The following is a 22,157-nucleotide window of genomic DNA, read 5'->3' as shown; positions in this document are numbered from 1 at the left end:
GTTACCAGTTGAATATCGGGAGGAAGATTCTTCTGAAGTCCGGGAAGTAATTCTCTCACCGCGTTCGCGATAGCGACCGTATTGGCTCCTGTCTGTTTCTGGATCATGATGGAGGCGCTGCGTTGCCCGTTGGTATAACTCTCCATTACATCTGACTGAACGGTATCGCTTACTACGGCCACATCTTTCAGATAAACAGATTGTCCCTGGCTGGTGCCGATCACGATGTCGTTTAATTCCCTACTCTCGGATATCTCGCCTTGAAGACGCAACATGTAGGTTTGCGATCCCACGTTGAGGTTTCCGGCAGGAACGTTCACATTTTCCGCAGCAATTTTCTGGGCGATTTGCTCAAGTGGAATATTGTATGCCTCCAGTTTTTCGGGGAACACGTTCACCTGCACTTCACGCTGCGGCGCACCGGAGACGGAAACAGTACCTACGCCCGGAACCCTGTTAAGGGGGGTGGCAATCTGATCATCCAAAATCTTATATAACGCGTTCGCGCTCTCGTTTGCCGTCGCGGAGAGCACGATCACCGGTATCATATCGGTGCTGAATTTTAACAGCATAGGGTCACTGGCTCCGTCGGGAAGGGAGCTGGATATCAACTCTATCTTATCCCGGACGTCGTTCATAATATTGATCATATCCGATCCCCAATTGAACTCGAGCATGATCACCGATATATTGTCCTTTGAAGTGGAGGTAATCTCTTTGATGTTCTCCGTAGAGTTCAGCACATCTTCCAAAGGACGGGTGACATTTGTCTCCACGTCTTCCGCACCTGCACCGGGATAAGCGGTCATCACCGATACCATGTTCACATCCATTTCGGGCAACAGGTCAACCGGAAGCTGCCGGTAAAACATGATCCCGATAAGCACAATTCCAATAAAGATCAGCGAAGTCCCAACAGGATTCTTGACCGCGGTTTCATATATCTTCATACGATTATTCTGTTTCTTATTGTGTCACTTGAATTTCGGCACCTTCAATCAATCCGGTATTTCCCTGGACGATCACACGGTCACCGACATGTAACCCCGATACTATCTCATATTTATCTCCAATCCGGGTTCCCAGTTCTACTTTCGTATAGACGGCCTTTCCATCCTTTTCCAGAAAAACATACCGGTCGTTGGATCCGGTTTGTTTCAAGACAGCCAGATCAGTAACAAGCGGACGCTCATGGGTACCGAAATTTAGTGTCACGCGTGAGAACATTCCCGGACGAAGGCGCTGGTCGTTATTGTTCACTTCAATCTCTACAGGAAAGGTACGGGAAACAGGGTTTAGCGTGGGATGGATCAGGGACACTTTTCCTTCGAAAGTTTCACCCTCCAATGCATCTACTACTATTGTAGCAGGCATCCCCAAAGAAACTTTGCTATAATAAGACTCCGATACATTGATGACTATCTTGACCGGATTGATATTTTCGATCGTCAATATCGGCATCCCTGCGGCCACATCACCCGGATCAAAGTTACGGGCGGTCACGATCCCGCTTATGGGGCTTATCAGGCCGGTATTTTCCCCGATAGTATTGAGTGCCGTCTGGGCGACATCAAGTTGTGTTTTCATCTGATCCAGTTGTTGTCTGGAAACACCTCCCACTTTATACAATTCACTGTATCTCTCATAATCGCGACGCAGAGTCGCCAGTTGTGTCTCTTGTTGTGAATAATTGGCCGCATCCATTGTTACCAGAGTCTGTCCTTTGGCCACACGGCTACCGACATCCACATGAATGGCCCTTATACGTCCGCCCGTCGCGGGAGTGATGTTGTTTACAGTTTTTGCCTCAACTGTGGCTGTGAAGGAAGATAATTGGTTTACGGGTACCAACGTGACTTCCTCCACCATAACATTTCTTTTAGTGTTCTCTGTTTGTTGTTCACTCTTACCGGATCCGCCGCATGAAGAGAGCGTCAGAAGGGCAGCCAGCGGCATAAATTTTAGAATAATATTCCGTTTCATACTTACTTTGTTGTATTTATTGATTTGTTTCAATTTATTGTATTAATATCGTAGCCGAGTGTTTTTTCCAAATCGGCTTTGGATGCCAGATAGTCGTAGATCGCGTTTCGGTATTGCAGCTCGGCATTGGTCACCGCGAGTGCTGCCGCATTCAGGTCCACGATAGTTCCCGCTCCTGTTTCATACCTTTTATGCGTAATCTCATAACCTTTCTTTGCCTGTTGTACAGACGATTCGGCGGCCACCACCTGTTCTATGCTTTTACTGATAAGTTCTGCACTATTTCTTACGGATAATTGTAAGCTGCGTTTCAGATTCTTGCGCTGTTCTTGCAGTTGGTATAATTGAATTTCGGACTGTTTGATGTTGTGATACCGTTGTCCTCCGCTAAAGATAGGGATGGCAAGCGTCACACCTACCACTGAATAAGGATCCCAACGGTAGGTGTTGAACTTGAAATCGTTATTTTGACTTATATAGGAATAGTTGAAGGTAGAGGTAAGCGTAGGTAAACGTTCAAGTTTTTGAATCTCAACTGCGTTTTTCGCCTGTATGGCCTGCAGGTCGAATTGTCTCAGGTCACTATTCCCCGACAGGTTATTGTCGGAGGGAACAATGGCTTCAAACATCCATTTTTCATAATCAGAAAGTGAACCCATAATCTCTACAGGTATTTCGGCATCGATACCCATCAGCATTTTCAATTGTAGTTCTGCGATTTTCAACATGCTTTCCGACTGCAGGATATTGGGTATAATGCTTTTGAGACGGACATCGGCTGTAATGACATCATATTCTGCAACAATACCCTGCTCAAACTTATTTTTTATATTCACCAAATTCAAAGAGTCAGTGGCGTATGTTTCCCTGAAAAGCTCATAGCTGTCTTTAGCCAACAGTATACTGTAAAAGGCCTTTTTTACCTGATGTGTCAGATCGATCTTCGACGAACGCGACTGTTCCACGGCCATCTCCAGGTCGACCTTACTCATCTGGATGTTTTTCCATAATGAGGGAACGACCAGTGGTAAACTAACGTTAACCGTTCCCGTCCACATGTTTTTCCGGCCGAACTGAATGCCTTCGTTGGCATCAGCGTCGGAACTGGGTGCCATTATTTTGCCGAAAACCTCCACGATCTCCAATTCCTCAGGCGTGAATTGCGAGGGATCTATGGAGCCGCCGCCAAAAAGACCACCCATATCCGTATCCAGATACATCGTCTGGCGTTTTAAAGTGCGCTGATACTGTCCGATAAGATCAATTTGGGGTAACAGGGCGCCATAAGCGCTCTTTCTAGCATAAACCTTTTTCTCAATCTCCATATCGGCGACTTTCACCAGGGGATTTTCACTCAAAGCAATTTGAACCGCCGTTTCCAAATCCAAGCGCAATACGTCGGAATCGATTTCTTGCGCGTTTGCAACGGATAACCTGAACAATCCACAAATCGCCATTAGGACGATACCAATTTTTGTAACTCTCATAAATTATTATTAATTATTTGAATGGGATAAATTATCAATATACTTATCTATGATTTCAATGCCCCTATCGGTAGAAATTCCACGAAGCATATTAACCATTATATTGAAAATTAAATTTGTGCGGGGGAAAGAAATCCTCACTGAATAAATATTGCTGATTATTATGCAAGTACTCATATCCAACATAAAGAAAGTTTCGTCAACATGTAGGTTTTCACGGAAGTAATTGTCTTTTATTCCTTCTTTCAGTAGTCGTTTCAAATAGATATTACTTTTCTCCGCATCCTCCAAAATGCATCGATAAATTTCCGGATAATATTTGTAAATATCCTCCCAGAATATAGCTATCGGCAACCGGGTGCATTTATAATCGTCGATTATTTGTAAACATCCATCAATCACATTCTCCGATTGGCGCATGATTTCCGTAATCCTCTGACCCCTATTTTCCCAGGAGACAAGGATACAATTCTTCAAAATGTCTTCTTTATTCTTAAAATTTTTGTAGATAGTCCGTTTAGAAATACCCAAAGACGATGCCAAATCGTCCATTGATACATTTTTAATACCATGCAGGCTGAAAAGATCCGTAGCTTGTTGAAGTATTCTTTCTTTTAACATTATACACCCATATTTACGTTTTTGACAATGCAAAGTAATACTACAACTGTGCTGGTTGTAGAGAGTGCAATTCCCAAACGGCTATTTTAAGGGCTGAAATATAAAAAATTGATACCGAGCCTCCACCGGTTGTAGCTATGGGTGGTTATAGCTCATTTATTAATTAAAAACAGCTCAATTTTGATGAATATTGAGCTGTTTTTACAGGTTTAAGTTCTTTTATCTACGGTTATTGGCGAAATATGCGGGATGTATATTTTTACATCTTTTTTAAAACCTTTTCAAACGTATTCAGATTGCGTGAAGTGAAAGCAGCTTTCAGATTTTTTCGTCCTAATATTTTCCCAAATTCAGATTCGAGCGTATTTCCTTTAGGCACTTTCCAATAGAAATTATTTTCTGTTATTTGAGCCTTCTCTCCTTCCATTTTCCCGGCTTTTTCAAATTCTTCGAGTAACGTTTTTTCAATTCCGTCAATGCCCACAAAACCATAAATGTGAAAATCGGGACTGGTTTCAAAAGGATTTTTATTGACAAGGCTTTCAATCTCCATTTTATCTTTTACGAAAAGGAAAGCATCGTAACTGAAATGTGCCGACAGCGCTTTTTCCAACAGCGTTTTTAACTCATTCTTATTTTTAGCAGAAGAAAACAAAATATTTCCCGATGCCAGCACCGATGATACATTTTCCATTCCCGCTGTTTCATATACAGAACAAACTTCTGCCATTTTCATATTCGTTCCTTTTACGTTTACACCACGTAGAAAAGCACAATAACTATTGTTTTTCATTTTTCTGTCCTTTAAATGCGATATAATTAAAATAAAGCGACTCACCCTCACTCATCCGTTCTCATGTACCACTTCTTAAAATCGGCAACACGAGCGCGGCTTACAATAATCCTTTCGGGCGTGGCAACGGAAAGATTCACTGCCAATTTTCCGTCGAACCACATCGACAGATCGGTTACCGCCTGATGTGAAATAATGAATTGCCTGTTTGCCCTGAAGAACAGATCAGGATCGAGTTGTTTCAAAAAATCATCGAGCGATGTATCCATTGTATAATCACGCTTATTGAAGCAGGTGATGACTGCCTTTTTATTCTGTGAATAAACATAGGCAATATCATCGGATGAAACGGGTATCAGTTTATCCTTGAACGGGATGAGAAAACTTTTTTTATGGATTTTATTGACCTGATTGATACTTTTCATTATCTGTGCAATCATATCGGAATTATGGTTATTGGGTGGGAAATTTTTCAGTTTGGTCAATGATTTCTCCAGACTTTTTTTACTGATCGGTTTGAGTAAATAGTCGATACTGTTCACTTCAAACGCTTTCAATGCATATTGGTCGTAAGCCGTTGTAAAAATAATCGGGCAACGGATCTCTATATTTTTGAAAATAGAAAAGGAGTCCCCATCGGCAAGATGAATATCCATAAAGACTACATCGGGCAGCGTGTTGGTTGAAAACCACTCTATACTCTCGTCCACATTCTGCAATACGGCAATAATATCTATATTTTCGTCTATCGACTTTAAAAGTCTTTCAAGATTCTGTGCGGCGGCAACTTCGTCTTCTACAATTACAGCAGTCATAATAATTATGAATTATGAGTTATAATCGATAAGTTTATCGCTATACTTATCCAGGGTTTTTATCAATGGGATCTCGACCCTGAAAACAGAGTCGTCAGCTTGTATATTGATATTCTTCCTGAACATCAACCAATAACGCTCGTTCAGATTGGATAATCCCAAACCGTTTCCGGATCTCACATCCTGTCTTGGCTGAAGGTTATTCTCGACAATAATCGTCTCCTCAGCCGTCATCCTGATGACCAGATCCAGCGGCTTCTGCCGGCTGACTATGTTATGTTTCACTGCATTTTCCACCAATGTCTGTATGGCGAAAGGCAGGATATAGAACTCCGGATGGCCATCCGGTATCTGGATATTGACGGAGAGGGCATCCTCGTACCGGATCTTCATCAGATAGATATAGGATTCTGCAAATTCCAGTTCATCGGAAAGCGTCACCACCGAACGTTCCTGTATAGTATATCGAAATACTGACGATAGCTGCATCACATACTCATGTGCACGTTCATCGTCGTAACCGATCAGTCCGTTGAGCGAGTTGAGTGAGTTGAACAGGAAATGGGGGTCGGTTTGATTTTTTAACGCATTATACCGATTCCTGAAATTCTCGATGGTAAGGTTCTTGTTTTCTTCCATCCTCTTCTGGTTTTTAATGATCAGATAGATCAGATAGGTAACAAAAACGGAACTAATAAAAAGCATCAAATCTTTGATAAAGTGAACAATAGAATAACGATACGCTGTTAATTCACCCTTGAACCAAATTCCTAACAGTTGCGATATAATGGTGCTCAAGATACACACGAAGAGAAGCAAAGCGAAGAACGATAACCATGCCCTTCTTCTGCTATTAGAAAAATATTTAAGTATCCAAAATTCAATTCGAAAAAAAAGATAGAGTAAAAACACATTTATAACAAGTGAGATTGCCTGTCCTATATAAAATGTTGATTCAGATAATCTTTCGGCGAATATTTCACCTACATTTTCTCCCATGTATAAACTGTAAATTAAGATGATAATCTGTACAAAGCCAAAAAACAAGTTTAAGGACAGCGCTGATAAAAATGCCGTCTTGTTATTTAATTTAATGATAGGAAGTTCTGTTTTTCGAACCATTTGGAGCATAAGAATATATTGGTTGTTTATAAATCAGAATAGTGCAAATATAGTGAAAGCCAAGAGAAGAGCCAAGCTTGTTTAAGCTTTTCCGAGGCGCATCCTATATTATTCAAATATAATCAAAGTCGCTCAGTTACAAAAAAGAAACGAATGTAATTGAAATAAACTCAACGAGCAGCAGGAAGTAATATCCGGAGCCCGTTGAGTTTTGAAGAAGAAGAAACTATTTCACTTCACCCTATTTGAGGAGATTACCCCTGTCAGACTTCACTTTTATCCCATCAGGCGTGCGATGCAAACTTAATGCCGGCACATCTGTATGGTTGGAATAAATGTCTGGTATCGAGGCAATCTCTTTTCCTTCAGCTTCTCTTTAGAAGCGATAGCCGATTCCAAGGCTCACGGTCTGTGTGCGCATGGTGGCGTCGTCTTTAAGGGCGTCTAACTGATCCACCAGTCCGAGTTGGTATCCTGCATTAATCTGGATACCGTTGGTGAATTCGTAACCGACCAGCGCACCCAATCCAAAATCCCACCGGTTCATTGCAGCCTCGTCATTCACCTTTTTGTACAGGTCCTGATCGGCATCCTTGTAGCGCGCATCAAAACCAAGCCCAAGATAGGGCCCTACACCGGCATAAAACTTACCGCTATGGGTATAGGTTTGTCCCAGAAAGTAAACCGGGATCTGCATTCCCCATTGTCTAAAATCATCTTCAGCAGCTCCGGTTTCCATCTTGGATTGGCGGTAGAAGAACATCACTTCGGGCTGGAGGGAGAAATTCCGATGCAAACCAATGTTCATAAAACCGCCCAGTGTAGGGCCCAGTTTCATTGTACTTGACTGATTATCTAAATCGGTAAGTAAAAAATTCGACATATTTGCTTCTGCTTTCACGCCATAAGATATAGGAGTCTGGGCATTCACTGTCACCAATCCTGTTGTCATCAATACTGACAAACACACTAAAACCATCTTTTTCATTTTTCTGAATAATTAATTAATAAAATTGTTTTCTTTTCTCTTGTTTGATATTGCAAAGATATAGCCCTGAAACGCAGTCTGTCCCCCAAATTGACCCAAACGCTGTTTTTGGTTACCGAACTAAAATATATCCATACTTAAGGCACGATAAAGGATTTGGCTTTACGAAAAAATTACAAAAACAACGTAATCATAATGTTTAGTTATCTACAAAACAAGGCAAGACAACTCGTTAAGCTAATAGAGTGTATATCGCACACTAAGTGCAAATCCGTTAAGCCAATAATCGTTATAACTATTGGTAAAATTAAAAGATGGTTTCCAGTCCAGCGCAACAGCATAAGGCGTGCGGGCGATACTGTATTCCAGGCCCGCCATCAAATCCACTCCGAGCAACAAATTACTTTTGTATTTATCTTTGTCATGGTGTATACCTCCCAAGTGGCCGCCAATTCCTACAACCCAGGATAAATCGAATGATCCAGGAACAGGCTGTTGATATTCATACATTCCCGTAAGTTGAAAATAGCGGGGGGAAATAGATAGTATAAATTCGGCAGCATTCTCGGGAGCGAAGAAATGTTTCAGCGTTAAACCGCTGTCATACCCTAACCTTACCCCCAGAGCTGTATTATAATTTTGTGCATTGAGAGTCGTTGTAAGTAGCGTAATAGAAAAGACGGTGATAAATAATTTAGTATGTTTCATAAGTAAATCATGTTATATATCCATATTCAATTGATGTTCTAAAAATTATGAATGAGCAGTATTATGAAGGCTTATTTTCTAATCAGGCTACCTATCAATCCTCCCAACAATAAGCCATATATACAATTAGCCCACCATTCCGAAGAGAAGCCGAATGTACCGTCATAGATCCCATAATTTTGCCAGTAAAAATATCCGGCTATCGCTCCTAAGATCATCCCCAGCAAAGGGATCATGTTCCTCCTTAAAAATAAAAATAAGGTTTTCATAACGACGGTGTTTTTATGAAAAGCTTTCATGTATTTCAAAGACTGGTTCTGTTTTGATCTGTTCAGCTATATTTCTTGCGAACAGGTTGTTGATCCGGTGCCCGGGACGGTTTGCGATGATCTTTCCCTTGATAAATTTACCGACAAGGGCTATATCCCCGATAACATCCAGTAATTTATGCCTTGCGGGTTCATTAGGGAATAGAAGCGGTTTATTTACTATATATCCTGTTTTATCGATCTTTCTCCTCTCCACACCCATGATATCAGCCAATCGGTCAAGTTCCTGCTGTTGAATGAGTTGATCATATATGACAATCGCGTTATTTAAATCGCCTCCCTTTATTAATCCTGTTTTTAGGAGACTCTCGATCTCTTTTATAAAAACAAATGTCCTACACATTGAGACTTCATCCTCAAAATCGGATAAATTTTCCAGAAAAGCGTTTTGTACTGTCAAAACCTCCGAGTCGAATGCTATCTGCACATGAACGCTAAACCTGTCGGAAGGCATTAATATCAGATATGAACCCGTTTCAGCATCGAAATACTCAATATTGCGATCCACCTCATAATAGATCCTCTCTTTGGATTGCTTTTCGAGACCTACCCTGCGAATATTATTTATATATTCAACGGAACTTCCATCAAGTATCGAGAATTCAGGTGAATCAATTTCAATCAGACAATTGTCAATCTCACATCCGTAGAGTGCAGCTAACGCATGTTCTATCGTGGCAACCTGCACTCCATCCACAGATAAGACAGTACATCTCTGCGTATTCATGACATTTTCCGCAGAAGCCATTATTACCGGACTTCCTTCCAGATCGAGCCGTTTTATCCTGTACCCGAAGTCAACAGGTGCGGGACGAAAAGTAATAGTAGTTTTTAATCCTGTGTGTAACCCCTTTCCTTTGATAGAAAAGGATTCCTTTATGGTTCTTTGTTTCATATGATTATTTTTTTCTTTATGGTGTAAGGAACTTTTTTGTCAAGCGAGAGCAGAGTAAATTTATTTGGATCAATAAGCTTTTACCCTATTCACTATTTTTTCTAAATTATTGGTGGACACAATACCCATAACCCGCTTTTTTTCAACCTCTCCATTGAATATTAACAAATTGGGAATTCCGGATATATTGTATTTGTAATAATATTCGGTATTCTCTTCGATGTCCATAGCATAGAAATGAATACCATGAAGATTTTCAGCATCCAATTGTTCTATATTGTATCGCATCTTTTGACACAATTCAGAATCTTTCCGATAGAAAAACAGAAAGGTTATCCCCTCTTTATCCAGGTTAATCTCATTCACTTCCGTGAGAATGTAATTTCCCTTTTCCGCTAAGGGAATATTGTTCACTTTTTTTCCGGCTATAATTATAGTCAGCACGCAGAATATCGCGATTGCCAGTACAAAGTGCCGGGGTCTGAAATAAAAAAAATGTTTATTGCTCATATTTCCTTATTTAGGATATACTTAAGATCCGCCTTCTCAATAATATTATTCCTGTAAGACTCATTACTGAGAACACCATTACAGAGACGGCAGATAGAGTGGCTATTTTTAATCCTCGTTTCATTGCCAGATACAATTCGATTGGTTACTATTATGATACAAAGTTACGGTGCAGTATAACGCCCGGTTTTATGAACTTACCGAAATGAATGTTTTGGGTGCTCAACTGTACAAAATCGATACCAAAAAGATGTCTACTATGATATGTGGAAGAGATCAAACCGATCCTGCTATATCTTTGATTTGTCCGGACAATTCATTTTGTTTTTCTGATCGACGACTATTAAATCTGACAAGCCTGTATTTTTCCTGTCCGAATTGATAAAAGAATATCATCGAGAGAATACCAAGTCCTGCAATTATTATATAGCCGAGTAAAGTTTTATTAGATGCCAGTATTGCACTCATCTGGGTATCTCTCAAAGAACCAATGCCTGAATTCTGATTCATGACCAAGAGATCGAAATGAACCGCCAGATCACCGATACTTTGCCATTGGAACTTATATTGTAACCATCCGAACAACGCGGTAAAAAACCCCAACATGACAAAACTCCTGAAAATCATTATAGGTGCAACTGACGGCAGCATTGTATTCTGGGGAACTTTATAAAAAGTATATATCCATACTGATATAAAAAGGGTGGACATTCCGTAACCGTTTAACACCTGGGGTAGGTATAACTGGGATATATTAAGTTCCGGAACCATCATAAAATAAAGCATCACCGTGTAGAGAAAATAAGCCGCAAAACCGGAAAAAATATACATTTTCAAATGTAAACCATGCTTTGTCCAGTAGTATGCAACGAAACCTGCCGAAATGATACCAGGCAGAGTCATAAGATTGATCTCCGCATTGGTCATCCAGTTATAACCCAGGATAGCAGTAGTATATATCGACATGATTGAACTTACCCCCATAAACATACCTTGCCCTACCAATAAAAGTACTCCTACACGAACTTCCCTTATCCTGTACAATTTAAAAGCAAGAAAGGGGTGCCTGGTATTCAGTTGTCTCATGATCAATGCGAATACAGACACTATTATAATTATGCAAGCCCGTATTACGTGCGGGGAGTTGAACCAATCCTGTTGCTTTCCGAAGGCACATATATAAGCCATACTCATTAATGCCGTGCCGAAACAAAGCAAACCAGGCCAATCTATCCGGTAAAACGGTATTTTCCTTCCAAAGCGTTGGTTGTGAACAAATATTATGGCAATTAGTGCCGCTAAAAGTAACGTTGCTGAACCGTAATAATTCACTGCCTGCCAACCTATATCAAGAGCGAATTTTGAAGTAAAGAACGTCCCTACTTGCGATGCACTTAAAGATATGGGATAAAAGATCGCGTAAAACCTGTTTCTGTTACCGTCGGGACTAAGTATTCCCTGAATAGGAAGAAGCATCTCCACCATTCCCACCATTTTAGCCATTCCAAAAAACAGACAGGCCACCACTACTATCTCTCCTATAGTCGTCGTTGCCACGATCACATTCAACACAGCCATAACGACTAACGCCATAACCAATAATTCTTTGGAACGGAACCGCATTTTTACGCGCAATACGAACGGAAGAACCAGAGACAGTCCGATGATCGTCGCAAAATTCCCCCACATATAATACTCTGTAAGTATACCTGTACTGCCGGACATTTGTCCTATATTACCGGGATTGATCGGGTTAATCAACAGCATAATAGCTTCAAAAAGCATGATAAGGCCCAATTGTCCGAGTCCGGGAACCCATTTATGGAATAAACCCCTGTTATATTCTTCGCTCATCTTTTATCTCTTAATGAAAATATCCATATTCATTCCGGTTCTTAACCGCTTCAAGCCTTCCGGATCGTTATTACCGATAAACTCTATTCGTACAGGGATACGCTGTTGCACTTTTACAAAGTTACCCGTGCTGTTATCGACAGGAATACTTGAATAACGGGAACCCGTGGCTGCAGCTATGGCTGTAACTACACCCTCGAACTCCTGTCCGTTCAGTGCATCCGCTTTCATCGTTACTTTTTTCCCTATCGTAACATTAGGCATCTGGCTCTCAAGAAAATTGGCAGTTACCCATTTATCCTCGCCGGAAACAATAGTCGCCACCTGCATTCCCGGTTGTTGAAGAAGTTGTCCCTGCTGTATCAGCCTGCGTCCCATAGTCCCATCATAAGGAGCGGTAATAACGCTGTACGAAAGGTTCAGTCTGGCCATTTCCAGGGCTGCCTCTGTACGTTTAATCTCTGCATCATTTAAAGCTAATCGGCTCTTTACTTCTTGAGTAGAGAGATGAGCCGTCTGTTTTTGGTTAATAAGCGCTTCATAAGACGACTTTGCCATATCGTATTCAGTCTTCACCTGATCGTTTTGTAAAATTGGTGCGGGCTCATTTTAAACAGCATAGAGGATTGGATTTTTACGCCAGTAAATTATGTCTGACACCTAAATATATGTCTACAATCATTAAGCAAACAAGTGGAAAAACAGCTGGAGATTGGATAGATGACTATATATTATTGGAAGCAAAAGCACTCTTGAAATCTACCAATATGACAATACAACAAATAAGTGATGAATTGAATTTTCCGTCACAATCTTTCTTTGGCAAATATTTCAAACGGCTTACAGGTGTTTCTCCTAAAGAATATCGAAAATCACAATAGCAGTAATCCCTTTACCTATTAATTGAATTTCACCTGTCTCCATATTACACTTACGCCTCCAAGCGTATAATCATTGCTATCACAAAGAAAGGGCGTCACTTTTCAGCAACGCCCTCCCGGGATCGATGATCAAAATCGACTCATATCATATCTTCAATATTCCATACAAAGGCACGGAGGCCCAGGTTGGGCGACTCTTCATCGAGCGTCCTCAGGTAATCAAGCAACAGCTTCACCCTGTCATCTTCCACGATGGTGAGGATAGCCTTGTTCACCGAGGGCCATGCGTGGGAACCGTAATGCGGTTCCCCATTCTTACTTCCGCGTCCGTGAACCTCTTTCCATGAAGTGAATCCACGTATATTGAGTGAACTCAGGTTGCCCACGATCTCATCGTAGTGTGCCTGGTCTAACGTTATCATTACTGCTTTCATATTTTTTAGAATAAAGAGTAAAGAACAAAGAATAAAGACTTCTCAACTTCTTCACTTTTCAATTTTTGACTTTTTCTTTAATTAATCTCATTATTCACATTGGCACATTATCAATTGTCAACTGTCAATTGTCAATTCATAACGGTGTTTCTTACGTCTTCTGCGCACACCATAACCCGCCATCATGGAGTAGAGTGCCGGGATCAGTATAAGGGTGATGACAGTGGAGAAGGTCATCCCACCGATAATGGAAATACCCAGTGATTTCCACATTTCCGATCCCTGCCCTGTACCAATTGCCAGGGGAACCATCCCCAGAATAGTGGTAAGGGTAGTCATCAATACGGGACGAAGCCTCGAACGGCCGCCGTGTACCACCGCTGTGATAATCGACATGCCTCTCTCGCGGTTCAGGTTGATGTAGTCGATCAGCACAATGGCGTTCTTCACCACCATTCCTACAAGCATGATCAACCCGACAAATCCCATAATACCGAGCGGTTCACCCGTAAGGGCAAGGAAGAGGATGGAACCGGTAAAGGCAAACGGCACGGTCAGGATGATCATAAACGGATAGGTCAGCGATTCGAACTGCGATGCCAATACAATATATACCAGCAGAGAAACGATCATAAGAAGAAGTCCCAACTGTGAAAATGATTCCTGCTGATCTTCCAGAGATCCACCTATCTCCACCTGCACTCCTGCGGGCAGATCTGCTTCGGCCATAATGGTATTTACATCGGTCACCACCTCACTCAGGGCACGTCCGTAAATGGTACCTGTCACCGTTACAATACGCTGGCGGTCCTGACGGTCGATCTGCGGCAGTGTAGAAGTTTCTATTACTGTCCCCAGATCACGCACCCGCACACCGGCTCCCATCGTATTGTATATCAATATATTTTCAATATCTTCAATGGACTGACGATATTGCTCTTCATATCTTACACGGATATCATACTCTTCCCCCTCTTCGCGGAAACGTGACATAACAAGACCGTTGATCCTGTTCCTGATAGCATTGGCTGCCGTGCTCATATTCAGGCCATTCAATGCCAATTTCTCACGGTCGAACTGTATCTGGTACTCCATACGGTAATCTTTTCTCGATACCGTGATGTCGCGCAATCCTTTCACTCCTTCCAGTTTGGTTCTCATCTGGGCAGCGAGTTGGTCGGTCGCAGCCAGATCATACCCGTAGATATCCAGAGCGACATTACTTCCACCGGTCATTCCCATATCGCCTCCACCCGGCATTACGCGGAAACGGTGCAGTTCCGGCATATTGCCAAGGTCCTGGCGTATCTCGTCCGATATATCGTAGATCGTCTTTTTCCTGTTCTTGGCCTCCGTCAGACGCATCGTATAAGTCATGATATTGGAAGCGTTTTCCTGCATGGCCGCCCAGGTGTTGTCTTCCGAAGCCGCCCCCACACTGAAAGAGATGATCTCAATCTCGGGATATTTCTCCTGCATTTCCTGTGCTATCCTGTGCCCTGTTTCCCGGGCGATTTCCATACGGGTTCCGGTAGGCATCTCCACGGTAATGGCAATTTCGTTGTTATCCGATGCCGGCATAAATTCCGTCTTCAGCGTAATGGCACTGATAACCACACTTATGATAAAAACAACCAGCACACCCAACAATGTGAGACGTCTCCTGCGAGCCACCCAATTCACCAATCTTGCGTAAGCATGATCAATCCGGTTGAGCAACGGAAGGACTCTTTTGCTATACCATTTGTCGAATCCGGACACCTTAGCATCCTTGGTCGAGCGCATCATCTTCGCACTCATCATCGGGGTAAGGGTAAGGGCTATGATCAACGACAGAGAGATAATGATAGTTACCATCCATCCCAGTTGTCTGAACATCACACCGGCAAAGCCACCGACCATAGTCATCGGTAGGAACACCGCGATAATCGTCAGTGTGGAGGCAATTACGGAGAGAGATACCTCTTCCGTACCGTATACGGCCGCCTGTTTGACACGGCTTCCCCGTTCAATATGGGTGGTGATGTTCTCCAACACCACGATGGCATCGTCCACCACCATCCCTATGGTGATGGAGAGCGCCGAGAGCGAAATGATATTGATACTGTTCCCGGTGAGGTAGAGATAGATAAACGACCCGATCAGCGAGATGGGTATGGTCACCATGATAATAATAGTGGCACGCCACCGCCCCAGAAAGAAAAGCACGATAATACCGACGATGATAAGCGCCAGCAGGATCGTCTCCAGCAAACTGTTGATGGATACTTTGATATAATCGGAAGTGTCCATCACTGTGACAAGCTTGATATCTGGCGGGAGACTCTTTTCCAGTACAGGTAGTTGCGCCTTCACAGCGTCAGCAATGGCTGCCGTATTAGCACCCGACTGTTTCTGTACCACGATGGAGGCACTCCGTTGTCCGTTGGTATAATTCTCCTGTACCCGCGACTCCAGTGTATCACTCACCGAAGCCACATCCCGCAGATAGATGGCGCGTCCCTGATTGTTCCCTACAATGATACTGTTCAGGTCCTTGCTGTTCTCGAACTCTCCCTCCAGACGCAGCATATAGGTTTGTGTACCGATATCGAAATTACCGGCAGGGACATTCACGTTTTCAGTCGCAATTACCTGTGCAATTTGTTCCAGAGAGAGGTTGTATGCCTCCAGTTTTTCGGGCATCACATTCACCTGTATCTCCCTCTCAGGAGCGCCACTGACAGAAACAGTACCCACTCCCGAAATACGGTTGAGCGGGTTGGCCACCTGTTCATCGAGTATCTTATACAGTGCTCCCGAGCTCTCTTCGGCGGTGGCAGAAAGCACCACTACCGGGATCATATCAGAGCTGAATTTCAGGATCATAGGATCTTCCGTACCGTCCGGCAGAAAACCCGCCACCGTCCCCACCTTGTCTCGGACATCGTTCATCACGGCGTCCATATCGGTGCCGAATTCGAACTCCAGCATGATCATCGACATACCGTCCCTCGACTGTGATGTGATCTCTTTCAGCTTCTCTGTGGAGTTCAACACATCTTCAAGGGGACGGGTTACATTGGTCTCAACGTCTTCGGCACCCGCTCCCGCATAGGAGGTCATGACCGAAACAATATTCAGGTCGATATTGGGATAGAGGTCTATAGGCAATTGCCGGTAGAACATGAACCCTATCAGCACAATACCGATAAATATCAATGATGTTCCCACGGGATTTTTCACCGCGGTTTCATATATCTTCATACTAATTTATTTTTTATTTCAGATTCAAGATTCAATATTTCAGATTCAAGATTTAATTACGCTGATTTTGACTACGTCGATTGTGAATTCAAATCTTAAATCTTGAATTTTAAATCTTGAATTTTAATCAATAACTTCCACTTCAGTACCGTCAATCAGGCCTGTATTACCCTCTACGATTACCTTGTCACCGTCGTTCAGCCCTGAGACGATCTCATATTTATCACTGATCCGGATTCCTAGTTGTACTAAAGTATAGACAGCTTTCCCGTCTTTTTCCACGAATACATAGCGATCATTGGAACCTACCTGCTTCAGGACGGCCTTGTCTGAGAGCAAGGGGCGCTCATTGGTACCGAAATTCATCTTCACCCGGGCGAACATTCCGGGACGCAGCTTCTGATCACTGTTAGGCACTGATACTTCAACAGTAAAGGTGTGTGAAACCGGGTCGAGCGTGGGATGGATCAAAGAGACACTTCCCTGGAATGTTTCCCCTCCCAAAGCATCTACCAGCACTTCCACGGGCATTCCCTTCACTACCTGGCTATAATAAGACTCTGAGACATTGACCTTCACCTTTACGGGATTGATATTCTCGATGGTGAGGATAGGCAGCTGTCCGGCCACATCACCCGGATCGTAATTACGGGCTGTCACTACTCCGTTTACAGGACTGGTCAACGTAGTATTCTCATCCAGATTATTCAGGGCATACTCCGCCACATCCAATTGTGTCTTCGCCTGATCGAGCTGCTGTTTGGAAATACCACCCACTTCATACAGCTCTTCATACCGTTCGTAGTCCCGCTTCAGCGTGGCAACCTGTGTCTGCTGCTGTGAAAGGTTTGCCTTGTCCATGGTTACCAGTGCCTGTCCGCGACGTACTTGCGAACCTACATCCACCCTGATCTCACGGATCCGTCCTCCCATAGCGGGAGCGATATTGTTTACCTGATCGGCCTCTACCGTAGCGGTAAAGGTGGAGATCTGATCCACCGGTACTAACTGCACTTCTTCTACACGTACCTTTGTTTTCTGCGAAGCTTCACTTTCAGCGCTCCCGGTACGATCCGCTCCTCCGCAGGAAGCAAGCAATGCAACTGCCAGTAAAGGAGTAACTTTCAATAAGCTGTATCGTCTCATATAACTATTTGTATATTTTGTTTTTAATTTGGGTTCCTGAATTTCAGATTCCATATTCAAAATTCAAAATTTAGCTATGCTGTTCTGCAACTCAGGTTCAAGATCTTAAATATTGAATGTTGAATTCTAAATCTTTATTCCTTGTTCTTTATTCTTTACTCTACACTTACCGGTGAGATATCATACCCCAGCACTTTTTCCAGATCGGCTTTCGCCGCCAGATAGTCGTAGATGGCGTTCCTATATTGTAGTTCGGCGTTAAGTACGGCCAATGCCGCCGCGTTGACATCCACGATAGTACCCATTCCCGTCTCATATCGCTTCAGGGTGATCTCATGCCCTTTGCGCGCCTGCTCTACAGAAGACTGTGTAGCCACCACCTGTTCGATATTTTTGTGGATGAGGTCGTAGTTGTTTCTGATCGACAGTTTAAGTCCCCTCTCCACATCCTTACGCTGTTCGTCGAGCTGCCATAGCTGTATCTGCGCTTGTTTTACATTATGGTAGCGTTGTCCGCCGCTGAAGAGAGGTATCTGAAGCGTGAAGCCCAGCATGGAATAGGGATCCCAGCGGTAAGTGTTGAACTTAAAATCGTTATTCTGGCTTGTGTAAGTCCAGTTGAATGAGGTCACCAGCGAAGGAGCATACTGCAGTTTCTGTAACTCATAGGCATTTTTCGCCTGTTCGGCCTGCAGGTCGAATTGCTTTATATCACTGTTGTTTATAAGCGAAGTATCCGCCGGGATGATAGCATCGAACATGCTCTTCTCATAATCGTCCAGCGAACCCACTACTTTCAGCGGCAGGTCGCTGTCGATCCCCATCAGCATCTTCAGTTGCAGTTCAGCAATCCTCATCATGTTCTCCGACTGAAGGATACTGGGTATAAGACTTTTCAACCGCACATCGGCAGTAATCACATCATATTCAGCTACTATTCCCTGATTGTACCGGTTGCGGATATCCTCGAGGTTGATGGAGTCGGTCTCATAGGTTTTCCTGAAAACGTCATGGCTGTCCTGCGCCAGCAGCAGGCTGAAGAATGATTTCTTCACCTGGTTCACCAGATTGATGCGCGATGCACGCGCCTGTTCGATGGAGAGTTGGATATCCACCTCGCTCATCTGGATATTTTTCCAGAGCGAGGGTACCACCAGCGGCAGGCTTACATTCAATCCTGCCGACCAGGAATTGAAACGGCCCATCTGGATACCTTCCCCGGAACTCTCGGGATCGGGCGCCATCACCTTTTGCAATACCTGCAGGATCTCCCGTTCTTCTTCAGTGTAATCCGAAGGATCCACATCTCCACCGAACATACTGAAACCCTCATCAAAATAAACCGTCTGCCTTTTGATAGCACGTTGGTATTGGCCGATCAGGTCCATCTGCGGCATAAGGGCTCCATAAGCCGATTTCTTCGCATACTGCTTTTTGGTGATCTCCATATCGGCGACCTTCACCGTGGGATTCTCACTCAAGGCAATCTCCAATGCCCGGTTCAAATCGATCCGCAAACTGTCGGTTTGCTGCGCTGTTACCGTAGAAAGGCCGGTAAGACCCAGCAGCAGTAATAATAGTATTATACTTCGTAGATTCATTGTAATCACTTCAATTAATAGTTCAATTTAGATTATTTCTTTCAGACGAAATAGTCAGTTACCTGTTCTTTTTCTTTGTTGTTCCAGGTACGCGTCTATGATCCTGATGCCTTTCCCGGTCAATATACCCCGCACAAAGTTGATCATCATTGTGTAAAAGAGGTCTTGAAACGAGAAGGGGGGCTTTTCGAGATAGGAGGCGCGGATATAGGTGTAGGTGGTCTCTTCTACCAGAAAGGCGGCCACATTCACATTCAGGTCTTCCCGGATATATCCCTCCTCGATCCCCTGTCGCAGAAAATCCCGCAGATAGATATTGTTGGTTTCGATCTGCTTCCTGATCAGGTTGGCAGCGCGGGGATAATATTTCTGGATATCCTCGAAGAACTTCACATTACAGATAGGCATATGCTGATGCTCTTCGATAATCCTGATGAAAACCTCCACCACATTGTTGCACTGTTGGAAAAGAGAAGTAAAAACCTTCTCTCTCCTCTGACTGAACCGAAGAAGCGCCGACAACAAGATATCTTCCTTGTCTTTGAAGTTCTCATAGATGGTTCTTTTCGAGATACCCAGCGAAGAAGCTATCTCATCCATCGATACATTTTTTATACCGTATTGTTGGAACAGATCGCCCGCTTTTTCAATAATTCGTTCCTTTAATTCCATTTTTGTCTGTCAAAAAAAGCGGTGCAAAGGTAAAATAGAAAACTCGAAAACACAAACCGGTTTTCCGGGTTTTAACATACTTTACAATTAAGATTCTGTTACGATCAGAGGTTCAGCACGGTCCGCAACGCTTTGTAGCCCGCAACGCTGGCCCTGATCTTGTCACCGTTCTTCAGGGTGAGCATCTGGCTCTGTTTTTCGTATGTCTCGATACGAAGGATCTTTTCCACATTTACAATGTAGGAGCGGTGTACTCTTACGAACTGCGACGAGGGCAGGCCGACTTCGAAATACTTCATGGTCTCCTCTTTGAGAAACCTGTTCTGAGCGGTCACTATCTGCACATAGTCGCCGTCGGACCGGATGTAAACAATATCAGGCACAAGGATCACATGTATCTTCTGCCCGATCTTTACCGCTACCCGTTCCAGTATTTCGCCCTCTTTGTTGTTCTCTTTTTCCTTGTCGGGGTGCGGTTCCGCGGAGTCTGTTTCCTGCTCCTCTTCTTTCTGTCTCTCCTTTTCAGCTTCCTTCTGTACCATTCTGAAATGGATCATCTGTACATGTATCACATACATAAACAGGCCGATAAAAGCGGATAACGGAATGAGTGAACGAATCTCATCCCTGTTTTCATTACTCAACAGAAGGATGGAAGAGAGATAACCAAAGAGCGCCCAGATGGATACATAGAGGAACCCCAATGCGAAATAATTGATAAAACGCTGAAAAACATCTAATCTCACATAGTTGGAAGAGGGAATGATGACTGCCAGCAGTATCCCCATCCCTAACAAGATGATCGCATCGATACAACTCTTGAGTAAAAGCAAACCGAAGGGAAAGGAGACAATCGGACGAAATGCCGCCGTTTGCAACAGCGCATACATTACGCACAGGACTATCACCGGGAACAGCCGTAAGGGTATGTACGTCAATGAGAACTTCATTCTTTGCTTCTAAATTGGGTTACCGTTTTTCTGTTTGTCTACCGTATTTCGCATCCTCCGAAGGTGAGATTGCCTTGCAGGATCAGCTTTCGGGTATAATCGGGCTGGGAAACGATCCGGCTATCTTCCACACCTCCCAGAACAGTCTGAAACCGTGTCTCGATCCACCAATCACCGGGAATATAGAGTTCTATTCCCCCAAAAGTAGCGTCAATATCGAGATAGGTCTCCCCTTCCGGGAGCGTGGTTCTTCTCAGGTCGAGCACCACACCGCCAAACGTGGCGTTTATGCTGCCGCCGTTGAAAACAGGATCTAAGAAAATGCTTTCCGAACCGCCGAACAGTACGTTTTTGTCTATTCTGCCGTTTACGTTTTCTGTAGAATCGGCTCCTATCTGTTTGTATCCGTGCCGCCTCCCACCCCTGCCGGAACCTATCCTGAAAACAAGCACAAGTCCCAGGAGGATGAGCAATACCGGCCAATAGATACGGGCAAAATCCGTATCCACGCCGCTGATAGATCCCGGATAAGCTTCCGCTATACGGGGAAGCAGGAAGAAGAGGCCCGCGATCAACCAAATCACCCCGAAAGAATAATCTCTTTTGGAAAAGCTGATGATGGAAAGTACAATAAAAATCATTGGCCATGAAAACAGGATAGGTCTGAGGGCAGCATCGATCCATCCGAAATTAAATGACAGGAACAACAAGCCGGCGATAATCAATAGCAGACCGAAAATAATTCCTTTCGATTTTGGCGAATGATGAAATGTAGAACATGAATTTGTTTTCATAAATAAATACCATTTATAATTTGCACAAATTTACGCTTTAAAAGAGGTGGAAACAACCGAAAATCGATGAACACATTCGATTCACCCGACGAATGGACTATTTTTTCCTTTAAACGATACCTTATTTTTCTCCATCCTGCAAAATATTTATCTTTGGGGTATAAATGTATGAAAAGAACGGTAAGCCGTATGAAGGAGGCACAATAAAAATTATAATCTGTCATGATTATTTTATAAATTTGTGCGAATTTATATTTTTACTGCACAATAACAATCAAAATGGCAAATAATAAACTACGCGACGACGCACTTGCCTATCATTCGCAGG

23 protein-coding genes are annotated in these 22,157 nt (G+C 43.2%); 2 read left to right on the top strand and 21 right to left on the bottom strand.

Features of this window, described 5'->3' with window-relative positions; translation table 11 throughout:
- From Q0502_RS10695 to Q0502_RS10630, 14 genes are all read right to left on the bottom strand, one after another.
- Positions 1-950 (bottom strand): efflux RND transporter permease subunit (locus Q0502_RS10695; RefSeq protein WP_298650551.1); only part of this gene is annotated, 950 nt, incomplete at its 3' end.
- A gap of 16 nt (positions 951-966) precedes the next feature.
- Positions 967-1,983 carry an efflux RND transporter periplasmic adaptor subunit gene (locus tag Q0502_RS10690; RefSeq protein ID WP_298650549.1) on the bottom strand — a complete coding sequence of 339 codons (1,017 nt, stop codon included), beginning with the start codon at positions 1,981-1,983 and terminating at the stop codon, positions 967-969.
- Positions 1,984-2,012: 29 nt separating this feature from the next.
- On the bottom strand, positions 2,013-3,470 hold the full coding sequence (locus tag Q0502_RS10685) for a TolC family protein (RefSeq protein WP_298650547.1): 1,458 nt from the start codon (positions 3,468-3,470) through the stop codon (positions 2,013-2,015).
- Positions 3,471-3,479: 9 nt separating this feature from the next.
- Positions 3,480-4,091, bottom strand: coding sequence for a TetR/AcrR family transcriptional regulator (locus Q0502_RS10680; RefSeq protein ID WP_298650545.1), 612 nt, complete (start codon positions 4,089-4,091; stop codon positions 3,480-3,482).
- 259 nt (positions 4,092-4,350) lie between these two features.
- Positions 4,351-4,884 (bottom strand): DUF1697 domain-containing protein, encoded by a 534-nt coding sequence (locus Q0502_RS10675; protein ID WP_298650542.1) that lies wholly within the window; start codon positions 4,882-4,884, stop codon positions 4,351-4,353.
- Between the two features lie 47 nt (positions 4,885-4,931).
- Entirely contained in the window at positions 4,932-5,699 is a 768-nt protein-coding gene (locus Q0502_RS10670) for a LytTR family DNA-binding domain-containing protein (protein ID WP_298650539.1), read from the bottom strand.
- A 12-nt stretch (positions 5,700-5,711) separates the two neighbouring features.
- The gene (locus tag Q0502_RS10665) at positions 5,712-6,404 is read right to left on the bottom strand and encodes a histidine kinase (protein WP_298650536.1); all 693 of its coding nucleotides are present in this window, start codon (positions 6,402-6,404) and stop codon (positions 5,712-5,714) included.
- Between the two features lie 793 nt (positions 6,405-7,197).
- Entirely contained in the window at positions 7,198-7,800 is a 603-nt protein-coding gene (locus Q0502_RS10660) for a porin family protein (RefSeq protein WP_298650532.1), read from the bottom strand.
- Positions 7,801-8,046: 246 nt separating this feature from the next.
- Positions 8,047-8,517 (bottom strand): hypothetical protein, encoded by a 471-nt coding sequence (locus Q0502_RS10655; protein WP_298650529.1) that lies wholly within the window; start codon positions 8,515-8,517, stop codon positions 8,047-8,049.
- A 71-nt stretch (positions 8,518-8,588) separates the two neighbouring features.
- Positions 8,589-8,786 carry a hypothetical protein gene (locus tag Q0502_RS10650; RefSeq protein WP_298650527.1) on the bottom strand — a complete coding sequence of 66 codons (198 nt, stop codon included), beginning with the start codon at positions 8,784-8,786 and terminating at the stop codon, positions 8,589-8,591.
- 13 nt (positions 8,787-8,799) lie between these two features.
- Positions 8,800-9,741: a UDP-3-O-acyl-N-acetylglucosamine deacetylase gene (locus Q0502_RS10645; protein WP_298650524.1), complete on the bottom strand. Its 942-nt coding sequence runs from the start codon at positions 9,739-9,741 to the stop codon at positions 8,800-8,802.
- A gap of 69 nt (positions 9,742-9,810) precedes the next feature.
- Positions 9,811-10,251 carry a thioredoxin family protein gene (locus Q0502_RS10640; RefSeq protein WP_298650521.1) on the bottom strand — a complete coding sequence of 147 codons (441 nt, stop codon included), beginning with the start codon at positions 10,249-10,251 and terminating at the stop codon, positions 9,811-9,813.
- 276 nt (positions 10,252-10,527) lie between these two features.
- The gene (locus tag Q0502_RS10635; RefSeq protein ID WP_298650518.1) at positions 10,528-12,105 is read right to left on the bottom strand and encodes a hypothetical protein; all 1,578 of its coding nucleotides are present in this window, start codon (positions 12,103-12,105) and stop codon (positions 10,528-10,530) included.
- Between the two features lie 3 nt (positions 12,106-12,108).
- Positions 12,109-12,663, bottom strand: a complete 555-nt coding sequence (locus Q0502_RS10630) for an efflux RND transporter periplasmic adaptor subunit (RefSeq protein ID WP_298650515.1) — start codon at positions 12,661-12,663, stop codon at positions 12,109-12,111.
- Between the two features lie 38 nt (positions 12,664-12,701).
- Here Q0502_RS10630 and Q0502_RS10625 point away from each other — a divergent pair, with 38 nt between their 5' ends.
- Positions 12,702-12,986 (top strand): helix-turn-helix domain-containing protein, encoded by a 285-nt coding sequence (locus Q0502_RS10625; protein WP_298650554.1) that lies wholly within the window; start codon positions 12,702-12,704, stop codon positions 12,984-12,986.
- Positions 12,987-13,126: 140 nt separating this feature from the next.
- On the opposite strand, the gene Q0502_RS10620 is transcribed toward Q0502_RS10625, so the two are convergent.
- The 7 genes from Q0502_RS10620 to Q0502_RS10590 form a co-directional block, all read right to left on the bottom strand.
- Positions 13,127-13,420, bottom strand: coding sequence for a PG0541 family transporter-associated protein (locus tag Q0502_RS10620; RefSeq protein ID WP_298650513.1), 294 nt, complete (start codon positions 13,418-13,420; stop codon positions 13,127-13,129).
- 117 nt (positions 13,421-13,537) lie between these two features.
- Positions 13,538-16,666, bottom strand: a complete 3,129-nt coding sequence (locus tag Q0502_RS10615; RefSeq protein ID WP_298650509.1) for an efflux RND transporter permease subunit — start codon at positions 16,664-16,666, stop codon at positions 13,538-13,540.
- A 123-nt stretch (positions 16,667-16,789) separates the two neighbouring features.
- Positions 16,790-17,812, bottom strand: a complete 1,023-nt coding sequence (locus Q0502_RS10610) for an efflux RND transporter periplasmic adaptor subunit (protein WP_298650506.1) — start codon at positions 17,810-17,812, stop codon at positions 16,790-16,792.
- 155 nt (positions 17,813-17,967) lie between these two features.
- Positions 17,968-19,413 carry a TolC family protein gene (locus tag Q0502_RS10605; protein ID WP_298650503.1) on the bottom strand — a complete coding sequence of 482 codons (1,446 nt, stop codon included), beginning with the start codon at positions 19,411-19,413 and terminating at the stop codon, positions 17,968-17,970.
- A 54-nt stretch (positions 19,414-19,467) separates the two neighbouring features.
- The gene (locus tag Q0502_RS10600) at positions 19,468-20,085 is read right to left on the bottom strand and encodes a TetR/AcrR family transcriptional regulator (RefSeq protein ID WP_298650501.1); all 618 of its coding nucleotides are present in this window, start codon (positions 20,083-20,085) and stop codon (positions 19,468-19,470) included.
- A gap of 104 nt (positions 20,086-20,189) precedes the next feature.
- Positions 20,190-21,035: a LytTR family DNA-binding domain-containing protein gene (locus Q0502_RS10595; protein ID WP_298650500.1), complete on the bottom strand. Its 846-nt coding sequence runs from the start codon at positions 21,033-21,035 to the stop codon at positions 20,190-20,192.
- A gap of 38 nt (positions 21,036-21,073) precedes the next feature.
- Entirely contained in the window at positions 21,074-21,829 is a 756-nt protein-coding gene (locus Q0502_RS10590) for a DUF5668 domain-containing protein (protein ID WP_298650498.1), read from the bottom strand.
- Positions 21,830-21,895: 66 nt separating this feature from the next.
- On the opposite strand from Q0502_RS10590, the gene Q0502_RS10585 reads away from it, so the two are divergent.
- The gene (locus Q0502_RS10585) at positions 21,896-22,036 is read left to right on the top strand and encodes a hypothetical protein (RefSeq protein WP_298650495.1); all 141 of its coding nucleotides are present in this window, start codon (positions 21,896-21,898) and stop codon (positions 22,034-22,036) included.
- Positions 22,037-22,157 lie beyond the last annotated feature (121 nt).

Source organism: uncultured Proteiniphilum sp. (genome assembly GCF_937873925.1).
Lineage (GTDB): Bacteria > Bacteroidota > Bacteroidia > Bacteroidales > Dysgonomonadaceae > Proteiniphilum.
This window is presented reverse-complemented; position numbering and strand designations above follow the sequence as displayed.